The 13841-nt window shown below is 74.3% G+C and carries 13 protein-coding genes; 8 read left to right on the top strand and 5 right to left on the bottom strand.

The features are described 5' to 3' along the window. Nucleotides 1–534, top strand: a 534-nt coding sequence (locus Q0195_RS10775; protein ID WP_299278220.1) for a disulfide bond formation protein DsbA, incomplete at its 5' end; no start/stop codon positions are given. Between the two features lie 293 nt (nt 535–827). Here Q0195_RS10775 and xylB read toward each other — a convergent pair. After that, a complete protein-coding gene (gene xylB / locus Q0195_RS10770) occupies nt 828–2273 on the bottom strand; it encodes a xylulokinase (RefSeq protein ID WP_299278217.1) in 1446 nt (481 codons plus the stop codon). Between the two features lie 69 nt (nt 2274–2342). Between xylB and Q0195_RS10765 the strand changes: the two genes are divergently transcribed. Together Q0195_RS10765 and xylA are read left to right on the top strand one after the other, a co-directional pair. Next, nucleotides 2343–3587 carry an ROK family transcriptional regulator gene (locus Q0195_RS10765; RefSeq protein WP_299278214.1) on the top strand — a complete coding sequence of 415 codons (1245 nt, stop codon included), beginning with the start codon at nt 2343–2345 and terminating at the stop codon, nt 3585–3587. Between the two features lie 64 nt (nt 3588–3651). Next, on the top strand, nt 3652–4833 hold the full coding sequence (gene xylA / locus Q0195_RS10760) for a xylose isomerase (RefSeq protein ID WP_299278211.1): 1182 nt from the start codon (nt 3652–3654) through the stop codon (nt 4831–4833). A 98-nt stretch (nt 4834–4931) separates the two neighbouring features. Here xylA and Q0195_RS10755 read toward each other — a convergent pair whose 3' ends face one another. Then, nucleotides 4932–6629 carry a phospho-sugar mutase gene (locus Q0195_RS10755; protein WP_299278208.1) on the bottom strand — a complete coding sequence of 566 codons (1698 nt, stop codon included), beginning with the start codon at nt 6627–6629 and terminating at the stop codon, nt 4932–4934. 15 nt (nt 6630–6644) lie between these two features. After that, nucleotides 6645–7478 (bottom strand): purine-nucleoside phosphorylase, encoded by an 834-nt coding sequence (locus tag Q0195_RS10750; protein WP_299278207.1) that lies wholly within the window; start codon nt 7476–7478, stop codon nt 6645–6647. A 169-nt stretch (nt 7479–7647) separates the two neighbouring features. Between Q0195_RS10750 and Q0195_RS10745 the strand changes: the two genes are divergently transcribed. The 5 genes from Q0195_RS10745 (at nt 7648) to Q0195_RS10725 (ending at nt 12857) form a co-directional block, all read left to right on the top strand. Beyond that, a complete protein-coding gene (locus Q0195_RS10745; RefSeq protein ID WP_299278223.1) occupies nt 7648–9051 on the top strand; it encodes an NAD(P)H-quinone dehydrogenase in 1404 nt (467 codons plus the stop codon). A gap of 7 nt (nt 9052–9058) precedes the next feature. Continuing rightward, entirely contained in the window at nt 9059–10177 is a 1119-nt protein-coding gene (dapE, locus tag Q0195_RS10740) for a succinyl-diaminopimelate desuccinylase (protein ID WP_299278204.1), read from the top strand. Further along, complete coding sequence (locus Q0195_RS10735) at nt 10174–11007, top strand: TIGR00730 family Rossman fold protein (RefSeq protein WP_299278202.1); 834 nt, start codon at nt 10174–10176, stop codon at nt 11005–11007. Before dapE ends, Q0195_RS10735 begins: the two co-directional genes overlap by 4 nt. A 109-nt stretch (nt 11008–11116) precedes the next feature. Next, nucleotides 11117–11284: a DUF3117 domain-containing protein gene (locus Q0195_RS10730; protein WP_139071077.1), complete on the top strand. Its 168-nt coding sequence runs from the start codon at nt 11117–11119 to the stop codon at nt 11282–11284. A gap of 7 nt (nt 11285–11291) precedes the next feature. Then, nucleotides 11292–12857: a M17 family metallopeptidase gene (locus Q0195_RS10725; RefSeq protein ID WP_299278194.1), complete on the top strand. Its 1566-nt coding sequence runs from the start codon at nt 11292–11294 to the stop codon at nt 12855–12857. Between the two features lie 61 nt (nt 12858–12918). Here Q0195_RS10725 and Q0195_RS10720 read toward each other — a convergent pair whose 3' ends face one another. Further along, nucleotides 12919–13311, bottom strand: coding sequence for an ectoine synthase (locus tag Q0195_RS10720; protein WP_299278191.1), 393 nt, complete (start codon nt 13309–13311; stop codon nt 12919–12921). 98 nt (nt 13312–13409) lie between these two features. Continuing rightward, nucleotides 13410–13841 (bottom strand): aminotransferase class III-fold pyridoxal phosphate-dependent enzyme (locus Q0195_RS10715; RefSeq protein ID WP_299278188.1); only part of this gene is annotated, 432 nt, incomplete at its 5' end.

Raw genomic sequence — 13841 nt, 5'->3', positions numbered from 1 at the left:
GAGGTGGAGCAGGTGCGCCCGGTGACGGCCCGCTGGCACGTCATGTCGCTCGCGGTGCTCAACGAGGGCCGTGACCTGCCGTCCGACTACCGGGAGCTGATGGACAAGGCCTGGGGGCCGGTCCGCCTGGTCAACGCCGCCCGTGAGCTCCACGGTGAGGAGTACGTCAAGCCGCTGTACGACGCGCTCGGCACCCGGTACCACCCCGGTGGCCGGGACATCGGTGACACGTCCGTGTTCACCGAGGCGCTCGCCGAGGTCGGCCTGCCCGAGGAGCTGGTGCGCTACACCACCTCCGACGAGCTCGACGAGTCGCTGCGGGCTTCCCACCAGGAGGGCATCAGCAAGGTCGGGGAGGACGTCGGTACCCCGGTCGTGGCCTTCAACGACGTCGCGTTCTTCGGCCCGGTGGTCACGCCCGCCCCGAAGGGCGAGGCCGCCGGTCGCCTGTGGGACGGCTGCGTCCTCGTCGCCGGTACCCCCGGCTTCTTCGAGCTCAAGCGCACCCGCACCCAGGGCCCCGTCTTCGACTGACCCCGAGCGCGCCCACCGCGATCCCTCCTGGCGAGCGCACGACCGCACATCGAAAGCGCACCTCCCACCGGGAGCGCACCTCCCACCGGGAGTGCACTTCCCACCGGGAGTGCACTTCCCACCGAGAGCGCAGTTCCCGCCGAGGGTGCAGTTCCCGCCGAGTGCGCACTTTCCACCGGGAGCGCACTTCCCGCCGAGTGCGCACTTCCCGGCGTGAGCTCTCCGTGCGACGGCCGGGCTCCCACCAGGGGAGCCCGGCCGCGTGCTGTCCCCGGCCCGGCGGCCGGGCGGGTTCAGGCAGTGAACTCCTCGAACACCCGGGCGGCCTCGGCGCGGTAGCGCTCGCGCACCGGCGGGGTGGGCTCGGCGGTGAGCACCCGCGTCCCCTCCCGCACCCACGCCGGCGGCTCGTCGGTGCCGGCCAGCACCCACGCCGCCTGCCGGGCGGCGCCGTCGGCGACGTACTCGCCGGGCTCGGGGAGCTCGACCTGCCGCCCGAGCACGGCGGGTGCGATCCGCTGCACCGCCGCGGAGCGGGCGCCGCCGCCGATGAGCCGGATCCGGCGCACCTCGACCCCGTGCGCCTCGACCGCCGCCAGCCCCTCGGCGAGGTGGCACAGCATCCCCTCGACGGCGGCGCGGGCGAGGTTCTCCCGCGTCATCGAGGCCCGGGTCATGCCCCGTAGCGAGCCGGTCGCGTCCGGCAGGTTGGGCGTGCGCTCGCCGTCGAGGTAGGGCACGTGGACCAGCCCGCCCGCCCCTGGCTCGGCGGCGAGCGCGAGCTCGCTGAGGCCGGCGTGGTCCACGCCGAGCAGCCCGGCGGTGGCGTCGAGGACCCGCGAGGCGTTGAGCGTCGTGGTCATCGGCAGGAAGTTGCCGGTGGCGTCGGCGAACCCGGTGACCAGACCGCTCGGGTCACGGACCGGGTCGGCGCTGATGGCCGAGACGACGCCGGAGGTCCCGATCGAGATCGTCACGTCGCCCGGCACCATCCCGACGCCGAGCGCGGCAGCGGCGTTGTCGCCGGCGCCTGGCCCGAGCAGCGGCCCGGTGCCGTCGACCCGGCCGGCGGCGACGGCGGGGCCGAGCACCCGCGGCAGGACGACGTCGGCCTCCCGCCCGAGCGCCAGGTCGAGGAGGTCGCGGCGGTAGGTGTTGCCCGCCGGGTCGAAGTAGCCGGTGCCCGCGGCCTCGGACCGGTCGGTGGCGAGGTCCTCCAGCGCACCGGTCCCGGCGAGACGCCAGGTGAGCCAGTCGTGGGGGAGGGCGACCGCGGCGACCCGGGCGGCGTTCTCCGGCTCGTGCTCGGCGAGCCACCGCAGCTTGGTGATGGTGAAGGAGGCCACCGGCACCGAGCAGATGGCCTCCACCCAGCGGCGGCGGCCGGTGCGCACGTCCCCCTCGCCGAGCTCGCGCACGAGGTCGGCGGCCGCCTGGGCGGACCGGGTGTCGTTCCACAGCAGCGCGGGCCGGATCACCCGCCCCTCGTCGTCGAGGGCGACGAGACCGTGCTGCTGCCCCCCGACCGCGACGGCCGCGACGTCGTCCAGCCCGCCCGCCTGCGCGAGCGCCTCCTGCAGCGCCTGCCACCAGGCCTCGGGATCGACCTCGGTCCCGTCGGGATGGCGGGCCTGCCCGGACCGCACGAGACGGCCCGTCTCGGCGTCCCGGACCACGACTTTGCAGGACTGGGTGGAGCTGTCGATCCCGGCGACCAGCCGACCGGATGAAGCTGCCATGCGTCACCCCTTCGCGACGTGATTGTTCTAGCGTAGAACTAAACTATCGGACATCGGTAGGGTCGGGGGATGACCGCTGCACGTGTGAGCGACGGGCCGCCCCCCGCACCGCTGGGACCGGGGCCGGGCGACGTCGCCTCCGGGAGCCACGGGGTGGGCCAGGCCTCGTTGCGTGACCGGAACCTCTCCGTCGTCGCCTCCCTGGCCTTCGCCTCCCCGGAGCCGGTGTCCCGCGCGGCGCTCGCGGCTGCCAGCGGGCTGACCCGCTCCACCGTCTCGCGCCTCGTCGACACCCTCCTCGCCGGCGGGGTGCTGCGCGAGCTGCCCCGCCAGGTGGTGGGCCGGGGGAGACCCGCGACCCCCCTGGCCCCGGCCCGCGGGACGCTCGCCGCGCTGGGGCTGGAGGTCTCGCCGAGCTACCTCGGGGCCCGGCTCGTCGACCTCAGCGGCGCCGTGCTCGCCGAGCGGGTCGAGCCGGACCACCTCGAGGCCAGCGACCCGGCCGACGTCCTCGGGCGGCTCGCCCTGCTCACCGAGGAGCTGCTCAGCGAGAGCGCCGACACCTTCACCGAGCTCGTCGGTGTCCGCCTGGCCATCCCCGGCCTGGTCGACCGCAGCGGTCGCGTGCTGCGGGCCCCGAACCTGGGCTGGCGGGACGTCACGGTCGCGCAGTACCTGCCCGGGCTGCCGCGGCTGGCGCTGGCGAACGAGGCCGACCTCGCGGCGCTGGGGCACGCGCTCGCCGCCCCCGGGCGCCCCGCCGAGAGCGGCACCTTCTTCTACATCTCCGCCGACATCGGCATCGGTGGCACGTACGTCGTCGACGGCACGCCGGTGGTCGGGCGGCACGGGTGGGCCGGGGAGATCGGGCACACGCTCGTCGACCCCACCGGTCCCCGGTGCACCTGCGGCGCGGTCGGCTGCCTGGAGCAGTACGCCGGGCGTGACGCCGTCCTCGCCGCGGCGGGGCTGCCCCCGGACAGCCCCGCCGACGTCCTCGTGGCCGCCGCCGCCGAGCCCGGCCCGGCGCGGGACGCCGTGCTCCGGGCCGGACGCGCGCTCGGCACGGCGCTGGCCAACGTCGTCAACATCCTCGACGTCGACGACGTCGTCCTGGGCGGCCAGCTCATCGACTTCCTGCCCGTGCTGCGCGGCCCGCTCGAGGAGGAGCTGCGCGAGCGGGTGCTGGCCACGCCGTGGCTGGACGTCGCCATCCGGCCGGGTCGCGGCGGGCAGCCCGCGCTCACCGGCGGGGCCTACACCGTGCTGGCCGACGTCGTCGCCGACCCCGGCGCGTGGCTCGCGGCGGCTTGACAGGGCCGGGCCCGACACCTATTAATTGTGCTACGCAACTAAAACCTCGACGAGGAGTGTCCCTATGGTTCGAAAGCCCACCCCCGACGACCGGTTCTCCTTCGGTATCTGGACCGTCGGCTGGACCGCCCAAGACCAGTTCGGCTCGGCCAGCCGCCCGGCGCTGGACCCGTGGGAGTACGCCGAGCGTCTCGCGGAGCTCGGCGCCTGGGGGGTGAGTTTCCACGACGACGACGTCGTGCCCTTCGGCACCGACGACGCAGAGCGCGAGCGGATCCTCACCCGCTTCCGGGAGGCGACCACCGCCGCCGGCCTGGTCATCGAGATGGTCACGACGAACACCTTCAGCCACCCGGTGTTCAAGGACGGGGCGCTGACCGCCAACGACCGGTCGGTGCGCCGCTTCGGGTTGCGCAAGGTGCTGCGCAACGTCGACCTCGCCGCCGAGCTCGGTGCCACGACCTTCGTCATGTGGGGTGGGCGCGAGGGCGCCGAGTACGACGGCGTCAAGGACGTGAAGGCCGCGCTCGACCGCTACCGGGAGGGTATCGACACCGTCGCCGGCTACATCAAGGAGAAGGGCTACGACCTGCGCATCGCGCTGGAGCCCAAGCCGAACGAGCCGCGCGGCGACATCCTGCTGCCGACCGTCGGGCACGCGCTGGGCTTCATCGCCGAGCTCGAGCACGGTGACATCGTCGGGCTCAACCCGGAGACCGGGCACGAGCAGATGGCGGGCCTCAACTACACCCACGGCCTCGCACAGGCGCTGTGGTCGGGCAAGCTCTTCCACATCGACCTCAACGGCCAGCGGTCCATCAAGTACGACCAGGACCTCGTCTTCGGGCACGGCGACCTGCTCTCCGCATTCTTCACCGTCGACCTGCTCGAGAACGGCTTCCCCGGCGGCGGCCCGCGCTACGAGGGCGCACGCCACTTCGACTACAAGCCCTCGCGCACCGAGTACATGCAGGGCGTGTGGGACTCGGCCGAGGCGAACATGGCCACCTACCTCATGCTCGCCGAGAAGGCCAGGGCCTACCGTGCCGACCCCCGGGTGCAGGAGGCCTTCGAGGAGGCGGGCGTGCTCGAGCTGTCGGAGCCGACGCTCGCGGAGGGTGAGTCGGTGAGCGACCTGCTCGCCGACCGCAGCTCCTTCGAGGAGTTCGACGTCGACGCCGCCACGGCCCGCGAGTACCGCTTCGTGCGGCTCAACCAGCTCGCCCTGGAGCACCTCATCGGCTGACCCCCACCGCCTGGGTCGGCACGTCACCGGGGCGTGTCCTGCTCTGGACCACGACCCGGGGACGGCACGACCCAGGCGGGACCGGGGCGCCGGGCGGCTCAGAGGCCGATGAGGGCGCCGAGCTCGCGCTTCATCCGGTCGAGCCGCTCCGCGGCCGCGCGGCGGGTGTCGTAGAGCAGCTCGCGGTCGTGGACCTCCTCGATGACCTCGAGGTAGCACTTGAGCTTCGGCTCGGTGCCGCTGGGCCGGACGACGGCGCGGTCGCCGCGGGCCGTGAGGAACACCAGGCCCTCGGTCGGCGGCAGCCCGTCGGCGCCCTCCGCCAGGTCCACGGTGCGCACCACCGGCGACCCGGCCAGCGACGACGGCCCGCTGCTGCGCAGCCGCTCCATCGCCTGGGGGATGAGTGAGAGGTCCGACACCCGCAGGGTGAGCGGGGCGGTGGCGTGCAGCCCGTACTGCAGGGCGAGGTCGTCCAGCGCATCGGTCAGCGTGCGGCCCTTGTCGACGAGCTGGGAGGCCAGCAGCGCCACCCGCACGGCCGCACTGATGCCGTCCTTGTCGCGCACCGCCTCCGGGTCCACGCAGTAGCCCAGCGCCTCCTCGTAGCCGTAGACGAGGCCGGGCACGCGGCTGATCCACTTGAAGCCGGTCAGGGTCGTGCGGTGCTCCAACCCGTGCGAGGCCGCGATCCGCTGGAGCAGCCGGGAGGAGACCACCGAGCTGGCCAGCACGCCGCGCCCGGCGACGGCCGCGCTGATCGCCGACTGCTTGCCGAGCAGCGCACCTACCTCGTCACCGGTCAGCTGCCGCCAGCCGCCCAGCGCGTCGTGGTCGGGCACCGCCACCGAGCAGCGGTCGGCGTCGGGGTCGTTGGCGATGATGAGGTCGGCGTCCACCCGGCGCGCCAGCCGGAAGGCGAGGTCCAGGGCCCCGGGCTCCTCCGGGTTGGGGAAGGCGACGGTGGGGAAGTCGGGGTCCGGCTCGGCCTGCTCCGCCACGACGTGGACGTCGCCGAACCCGGCACGCTCGAGTGCCGCGAGCGCGACCTCGGCCCCAACCCCGTGCAAGGGGGTGTACACGATGCGCAGGCTGCGCGCGTACCCGTGCGGCACGAGCGAGGCCACTCTGTCGACGTACTCCTCGGTGAGGGTACGGTCGAGCACCTCCCACCCGTCGGCCGGCCGCGGTACGTCGGCGAGTGCCCCGACGGCGTCGATCCGGGCGGCGATCTGCGTGTCCGCGGGGGAGACGAGCTGGGCGCCCTGCCCGGAGTCGGTGACCACGCGTCCACCGAGGTAGACCTTGTAGCCGTTGTCCTCCCGCGGGTTGTGCGAGGCGGTGACCATGACCCCGGCGTCGGCCTCGAGCGCACGGACCGCGTAGGCGAGCACCGGCGTGGGGCCGGGCTCCGGCAGCAGCAAGGCGTGCCCGCCCGCACCGGTGACGACGGCGGCGGCGTCCTGCGCGAACTGGGCCGAGCCGTGGCGGGCGTCGTAACCGATGACGACGCGCGGCGCGGCGCCGGCGAGCTGGTCGGCCAGCCACGCGACGAGCCCGGCGGTGGTGCGGATGACGACGGCGCGGTTCATCCGGTTCGGGCCACCCCCGACCGCCCCACGCAGCCCGGCGGTGCCGAAGACGAGCGGCCCGGAGAAGCGGTCCTCCAGGTCGGCACGTGCCTGCTCGGCGTCCGGACCGCCCGCGGTGGCGCGCTCGAGCAACGTGGCGAGCTCGTTCGCGGTGCGGGGGTCCGGGTCCTCGGCGATCCAGCGCCGGACGGCGTCGACATCCATGGAGGGGCTCCTTCCTCAGATACGGCGGACGATCTGCGCGAGCAGGCGGGAGATGCGGGGCCCGGCGGCACGCCCGGCCTCGATGACCTCCTCGTGCGACAGCGGGTCGGCGCTGATGCCGGCGGCCTGGTTGGTCACCAGCGACAGGCCGAGGATCTCCAGCCCGACGTGCCGGGCGGCGATCGCCTCCAGCGCGGTGGACATGCCCACGAGCGTGCCGCCGAGCAACGCCGCCATGCGCACCTCGGCCGGGGTCTCGTAGTGCGGCCCGGGGAACTGGACGTACACGCCCTCGGTGAGCGTCGGGTCGACCTCCCGGGCGAGGTCGCGCAGCCGCGCCGAGTACAGGTCGGTGAGGTCGACGAACGTCGCGCCCTCGATCGGGGAGGCGCCCGTGAGGTTGATGTGGTCGGCGATGAGCACGGGGGTGCCCGGCAGCAGCGCGGGGTCGAGACCGCCGCAGCCGTTGGTCAGGACGAGCTGCCGCACCCCAGCGGCCGCGGCCGTGCGCACCCCGTGGGCGACGGCGCGGACGTCGCGGCTCTCGTAGTAGTGGGTCCGCGAGCCGAGGACGAGGACGTGGCGGGGCTCGCCGTCGTCGCCGATGCGGATGGAGCGGATGGACCCGCCGTGGCCCGCGACGGCGGGAGCGCGGAAGCCGGGCACCTGCTCGGCGGGCACGTCGGCGACCGTCTCCCCGACGAGGTCGGCCGCACCGCTCCAGCCCGAGCCGAGCACGAGCGCGATGTCGTGCCGCTCGACCCCGGTGAGCGCCGCCAGCCGCTCGGCGGCCTGCTGGGCGAGGGCGAACGGGGCGTGCGGATCCGGGGGAGTGGCGGGGGAGACCATGCCCTGACGTTACCGCTCGTGCGCCCGGGTGAGCACAGCACGGGGCAAAGGCGGCACAATGCCCCCTGTGACCACTCCAGCCGACGAGCACCAGCCCGCCGGGGCACACCCGGGAAGCCCAGCGCCTGCCGAGGGACGCCGCACGCACGAGACAGCGGGCAGCTCGCCGGTGCGCGCGGGCAGCCGCGTCGTCATCATCGGCGGCGGGCCCGGCGGCTACGAGGCCGCCCTCGTCGCGGCGCAGCTCGGCGCGCGCGTGACGGTGGTCGAGCGGCAGGGGATGGGCGGGGCCGCCGTCCTCACCGACGTCGTGCCGTCCAAGACCCTCATCGCCACGGCGGAGTGGATGACGACGACCGCCGACGCCGCCGAGCTCGGCATCCGCGGCGGTGCGGAGGGCACCTCGGTCGACTTCGAGGTCGTCAACCGCCGGGTCCTCGAGCTGGCCAGCCGCCAGTCGCAGGACATCCGCTCCCGGCTCGAGCGGGAGGGCATCCGCATCGTCGACGGCGTGGGCCGGCTCGCCGGCGACCTACGCAGCGACGGCACCCGCGTCGTCGTGGTGACCACCGCCACCGGGGAGGAGGAGCTCGTTGGGGAGATCGTCCTCGTCGCCACCGGCGCCCACCCGCGGGTCCTGCCCGACGCCCGGCCGGACGGCGAGCGCATCCTCACCTGGGCGCAGATGTACGGGATCACCGAGCCGCCCGAGCACCTCGTCGTCGTCGGCTCCGGTGTCACCGGGGCGGAGTTCGCCAGCGCCTACAACGGCCTGGGCGTCCCGGTCACGCTCGTCTCCAGCCGCGACCGCGTGCTGCCCGGTGAGGACGAGGACGCCGCCGAGCTCATCGAGACCGTCTTCCGGCGCCGCGGCATGAACGTGCTCTCCCGCTCCCGCGCGGCCGCCGTGCGGCGGGTCGGTGACGGCGTGGAGGTCGAGCTCACCGACGGCCGGGTCATCGCCGCCTCGCACTGCCTCCTCGCGGTCGGCGGTGTACCCAACACCGAGGGGCTCGGGCTGGAGGAGGCCGGGGTGGAGACCACCGCCTCCGGGCACATCCGGGTGGACCGGGTCTCACGCACGACGGGGGTGCGCGTCTACGCCGCCGGCGACTGCACCGGCCAGCTGCCGCTCGCCTCGGTGGCCGCCATGCAGGGCCGGATCGCGATGTGGCACGCCCTGGGTGACGCCGTCGCACCGCTCGACCTCGACGCCGTCACCGCGAACATCTTCACCGCGCCGGAGATCGCCACCATCGGCGTCACCGAGCGAGAGGTGCTCGACGGCGTGGTCGACGCCGTCGTCACCCAGCTGCCGCTCGCCCGCAACCCGCGGGCGAAGATGCTCGGCATCCGGGAGGGCTTCGTCAAGGTCATCGCCGACCGGCACTCCGGTGCCGTCATCGGCGGTGTCGTGGTCGCCCCGCGCGCCAGCGAGCTCATCTTCCCGCTCGCCATCGCCGTCACCCAGCGCATCACCGCCGACCAGCTCGCCAACGTCTACACGATCTACCCCTCGCTCACCGGCTCCATCGCCGAGGCCGCACGCACCCTCCACAGCACCGGGGAGTGACCGCGCCGTGCCCACCTCCGCCGGCCCGCCCCGCCTGCCCGACCTGCACACGGTCGACGTCGTCGACCTCACCCGGGCGCTGTGCGACATCCCCTCCGTCTCCGGCGCCGAGGGGCAGCTCGCGGACGCCGTGGAGGCGGCGCTCGCCGGCCTGCCGCACCTCGAGGTGCGACGCGACGGTGACGCCGTCGTCGCCCGCACCCACCTCGGGCGCTCCCGCCGGGTGGTGGTCGCCGGACACATCGACACCGTGCCGGTGCAGGGCAACCTGCCCACCGAGCTCCGCACGGTCGACGGCCAGGAGGTGCTGTGGGGCCGCGGCACCGTGGACATGAAGGGCGGGGTGGCCGTCGCGCTCTGGCTCGCCGCCCGCCTCACGGCGCCCTCCTGGGACGTCACCTGGGCGTTCTACGACAACGAGGAGGTCGAGGCGGAGCGCAACGGGCTGGGCCGGGTCGCGGCACGCCGGCCGGACTGGCTGGCCGCCGACTTCGCGGTCCTCGGCGAGCCGAGCAACGGCGGCATCGAGGGCGGGTGCAACGGCACCCTGCGCGCCGTCGTGCGCACCACCGGGCGCGCCGCCCACTCCGCCCGTGCCTGGCGCGGCGTCAACGCCATCCACCGTGCCGCCCCCGTGCTCACCCGCCTCGCCGAGTACGAGCCGGCCACCGTGGAGGTCGACGGCCTGGCCTACCGGGAAGGGCTCAGCGCCGTGGGCATCACCGGGGGCATCGCCGGGAACGTCATCCCCGACTCCTGCGAGGTCCACGTCAACTACCGCTTCGCCCCCTCCCGCTCCCTCGCCGCGGCGGAGGAGCACGTCCGGGAGGTGTTCGACGGCTTCGACGTCGAGGTCGTCGACGGCGCTGCCGGGGCCCGGCCCGGGCTCGACGCCCCCGGGGTGGGTGAGTTCATCTCCGCCGTCACCGCGGTCACCGGCGGGGCGCCCGCGCCGAAGTACGGGTGGACCGACGTCGCCAGGTTCGCGGCCCTGGGCGTGCCGGCCGTGAACTTCGGCCCGGGTGACCCGTCCCTCGCGCACGCCGACGACGAGCACTGTCCCACCGACCAGATCCGCGCCTGCGCCGCCGCCCTGGAGGCCTGGCTCACGGAAGGAGCACCATGACCCGGTCCTACAACAGGAACGGCCGCGACGCGGCCGACAGCCGCCGCACCGACGGCTACCGCAAGGGCCCGATCCTGCTCCGCGGTGCCCAGATCCCCGACGAGACCTCCGACGAGCGCCTGCTGCGCAAGGACCAGGACTCCGACTGGGTGCACTCCGACCCGTGGCGGGTCATGCGGATCCAGAGCGAGTTCGTCGAGGGGTTCGGCGCGCTCGCCGAGCTCGGCCCGGCCATCAGCGTCTTCGGGTCCGCCCGGAGCACGACCGACTCCCCGGAGTACCGGATGGGGGAGGAGGTCGGACGTCTCCTGGTCGAGGCGGGCTACGCCGTCATCACCGGGGGCGGGCCGGGTGTCATGGAGGCGGCGAACAAGGGGGCCTGCGAGGCGGGCGGGGTGTCCGTCGGCCTGGGCATCGAGCTGCCCTTCGAGCAGGGCATGAACCGGTGGGTCGACCTCGGGGTCAACTTCCGCTACTTCTTCGCCCGCAAGACGATGTTCGTCAAGTACGCCCTCGGCTTCATCGTCCTTCCCGGTGGGTTCGGCACGATGGACGAGCTGTGGGAGGCCCTCACCCTCGTCCAGACGGGGAAGGTGCGCTCCTTCCCCATCGTCCTCGTCGGCAGCGGGTACTGGGGCGGGCTGCTCGACTGGGTGCGGGACACGATGGTCCCGGCCGGGGTCATCGCCGCGGCCGACCTCGACCTCATCCAGCTCGTCGACACCGCGGAGGAGGCGGTGGACCGCATCCGCGACCGGCTCGCAGTGATGGACGAGGAGGCCCGTGCCCGCCGCCACGCGGCCGAGGAGGCTGCCGGATCGGGCGCGTGACCTGCACTGTTACGGGGATGACCCGACCCCGCCGGCGGCCGGTGGACTAGACTAGGAGCGGTGTGCCGCAGGACTGCGGCACGACAACCGAGAAGGATAGGGGTGCCAGATGGCCGCGATGAAGCCGAGGACCGGGGACGGGCCGATGGAGGTCACGAAGGAGGGACGCGGCATCGTCATGCGCGTTCCCCTCGAGGGCGGCGGCCGCCTCGTTGTCGAGCTGACGCCCGCCGAGGCAGGCGAGCTCAGCGAGGCCCTCAGCGCCGTCGCCTCCTGACCACCGGATGACGACCCTGGACGAGCTCGGCCTCACCGAGCTGCCCGAGGTGCTCGGTGAGGCCGGCTCGGTCGGCAGCGACGACCGCTGGGTCCCCCGGGCCGACGCCCTCGTCGTCGCGGTCGCGCCGCCCACCTCCGGTGAGGAGGGGGTCGACCCTCGACCCGGCACCGCGGACGCCGCCGCACGCTACGGCATCGACCTCGTCGACCTCGCCGCCCGGCACGGGCTGAGCGGCAAGGCGGGCGAGACCGCGGTGCTCGACCTGCCCCGCCCGCTGCCCGGCCGCGACTTCGGCTGGGGCGGCCTGCCCCGCAGGCTCGTCCTCGTCGGCGTCGGGGACGCCGGGCCGGACGCCATGCGCAAGGTCGGCTCGGCGCTGTGCCGCACGACCACCGGGCTCGGCACCGTCGTCACGCCGGTCGGGACGCTCGCCGGTCGCACCGGGCTGGCTGCGCTCCTCGAGGGCTTCTGGCTCACCGCCTACCGCGGCCCGCGCCGCGCGCAGTCCCCGCGCCCCGGCAAGGCGCCCGCGGAGCGGCTCGTCCTGCTGGGCAACGACGCGGACGGCGAGGTGGTCGCGGCCGCCCGGGCCGCCGCCACCGCCACCGTACGCGCCCGCTTCCTGGCCGCCACCCCCTCGAACGTCAAGAACCCGCAGTGGCTGGCCGAGCGGGCGGTCGAGCTCGCCGCCACGGTCCCCGGCGTCACCGCCGAGGTCCGTGACGAGGCCTGGTTGCGTGAGCAGGGGATGGGTGCCGTCCTCGCCGTCGGCTCCGGCTCGGCCACCCCGCCGCGGCTGGTCACCCTCACCTACACGCCGCGCCAGGCCCGCGGCGCACGGACCGTCGCGCTCGTCGGCAAGGGCATCACCTTCGACACCGGCGGCATCTCGATCAAGCCGCGCGACGCCATGGTCGGGATGAAGACCGACATGGCCGGGGCCGCGGCGGTGCTCGCCACCGTGCTGGCGGCGGCCGAGATGCGCCTGCCGCACCGCATCGTCGGGGTGCTCGCCCTCGCCGAGAACGCGGTGGGGGCGAGCTCCTACCGCCCGGGCGACGTCGTGCGCGCCTACGACGGCACCACCATCGAGGTGTCGAACACCGACGCCGAGGGCCGCATGGTCCTCGCCGACGCCATGGCCTGGGTGCGGCAGACCGCGCGGCCGGACGTCCTCGTCGACGTCGCCACCCTCACCGGGGCGGTGACGCTCGGGCTGGGACGCACGCACGCCGGCCTCTACGCCACCGACGACGCCCTCGCCGCGGCCCTCGAGGCCGCCGGGGAGGTGAGCGGGGAGCGGGTGTGGCGCCTGCCGCTCGTCGAGTCCTACCGGCCCAGCCTGGACTCCGACGTCGCGGACATCTCCCACCAGTCGCGCGACCCGCACATCATGGGCGGCTCGATCACGGCGGCCCTCTTCCTCCAGCACTTCGCGGGAGACGTCCCCTGGGCGCATCTCGACATCGCCGGCGCCGGCCGCGCGACCAAGGCGCGCGACGAGGTCCCGGAGGGGCCCACCGGCTTCGGTGCCCGGCTGCTCCTGCGCTGGCTCGCCGACCTGCGCTGAGCCGGCGGCCGACACGGCCGCCGGAGCCGGCCCCCGGGGGCCGGGGTCCGGCGTTCGCGGGTCAGGACTCCTCGACGATGAGGGGGTAGACCCCGTTCTCGTCGTGGACCTCCCGGCCGGTGACCGGCGGGTTGAAGACGCAGATCGTGCGCATCTCGGTGCGCGGGCGCACGACGTGCTTGTCGTGGTCGTCGAGCAGGTACATCGAGCCGGGGCGCAGCTCGTGGGTCTCACCCGTGGCGAGGTCGGTGACCGTGCCCTCGCCTTCGACGATGACGACGGCCTCGATGTGGTTGGCGTACCAGAACTCGTTCTCGGTGCCGGCGTACAGGGTGGTCTCGTGCAGCGAGAAGCCGACCTTGTCACGGGCCAGGATGATGCGCTTGGACCGCCAGTTGGGGGTCTGGACGTCGAACTCGGTGTCGTCGAGGTCGTGGAAGCTGCGGACGATCATGTTCGGGTCTCCTCAAGGGTGGTGCGGGCTGGTCAGGACATGGTGCCGGGCGCAGCGGCGGGGCGGGAGCGCAACGCCCCCGCCCCACCGCGTGTCGCTCAGCTCTCGAGCACGGTGACGACGGCCCGCTCGAGGATGCGCATACCCGTCTCGAGCTCGGTGGGGGTGATGGTCAGTGGCGGCAGCAGCTTGACCACCTCGTCCTGCGGCCCGGAGGTCTCGACGAGCAGCCCGTTGTCGAAGGCCTCCCGGGCCACCCGCCCGGCGACCTCCCCGGAGGCGAACTGCAGGCCCCGGGCCAGGCCGCGACCCTTGGCCACGAGGCCGTGCTCCTGGTAGCGGGCGACGAGCGCGTTGAAGCGGGACTCGATGGCCAGGCCGCGGGTGATGGTGCTGCGCTCCAGCTCGTCGTCCGACCAGTAACGGCGGATCGCCTCGGTGGCGGTGACGAAGGCCGGGTTGAAGCCGCGGAAGGTGCCGTTGTGCTCGCCCGGCTCCCAGATGTCGAGCTCGGGGCGCACCAGGGTCAG

Source organism: uncultured Georgenia sp. (assembly GCF_937958535.1).
Taxonomy (GTDB): domain Bacteria; phylum Actinomycetota; class Actinomycetes; order Actinomycetales; family Actinomycetaceae; genus Oceanitalea.
The sequence above is the reverse complement of the archived record's forward strand: the minus strand, read 5'-3'. Positions and strand labels throughout refer to the sequence as shown.

Bases quoted from the DNA above. Each gene is read 5' to 3' on its own strand.
- Q0195_RS10730 (WP_139071077.1), top strand. From the start codon at position 11,117: ATGGCCGCGATGAAGCCGAGGACCGGGGACGGGCCGATGGAGGTCACG.
- Q0195_RS10765 (WP_299278214.1), top strand. From the start codon at position 2,343: ATGACCGCTGCACGTGTGAGCGACGGGCCGCCCCCCGCACCGCTGGGA.
- Q0195_RS10725 (WP_299278194.1), top strand. From the start codon at position 11,292: ATGACGACCCTGGACGAGCTCGGCCTCACCGAGCTGCCCGAGGTGCTC.
- xylB (WP_299278217.1), bottom strand. From the start codon at position 2,273: ATGGCAGCTTCATCCGGTCGGCTGGTCGCCGGGATCGACAGCTCCACC.
- Q0195_RS10755 (WP_299278208.1), bottom strand. From the start codon at position 6,629: ATGGATGTCGACGCCGTCCGGCGCTGGATCGCCGAGGACCCGGACCCC.
- Q0195_RS10735 (WP_299278202.1), top strand. From the start codon at position 10,174: ATGACCCGGTCCTACAACAGGAACGGCCGCGACGCGGCCGACAGCCGC.
- Q0195_RS10750 (WP_299278207.1), bottom strand. From the start codon at position 7,478: ATGGTCTCCCCCGCCACTCCCCCGGATCCGCACGCCCCGTTCGCCCTC.
- xylA (WP_299278211.1), top strand. From the start codon at position 3,652: ATGGTTCGAAAGCCCACCCCCGACGACCGGTTCTCCTTCGGTATCTGG.
- Q0195_RS10720 (WP_299278191.1), bottom strand. From the start codon at position 13,311: ATGATCGTCCGCAGCTTCCACGACCTCGACGACACCGAGTTCGACGTC.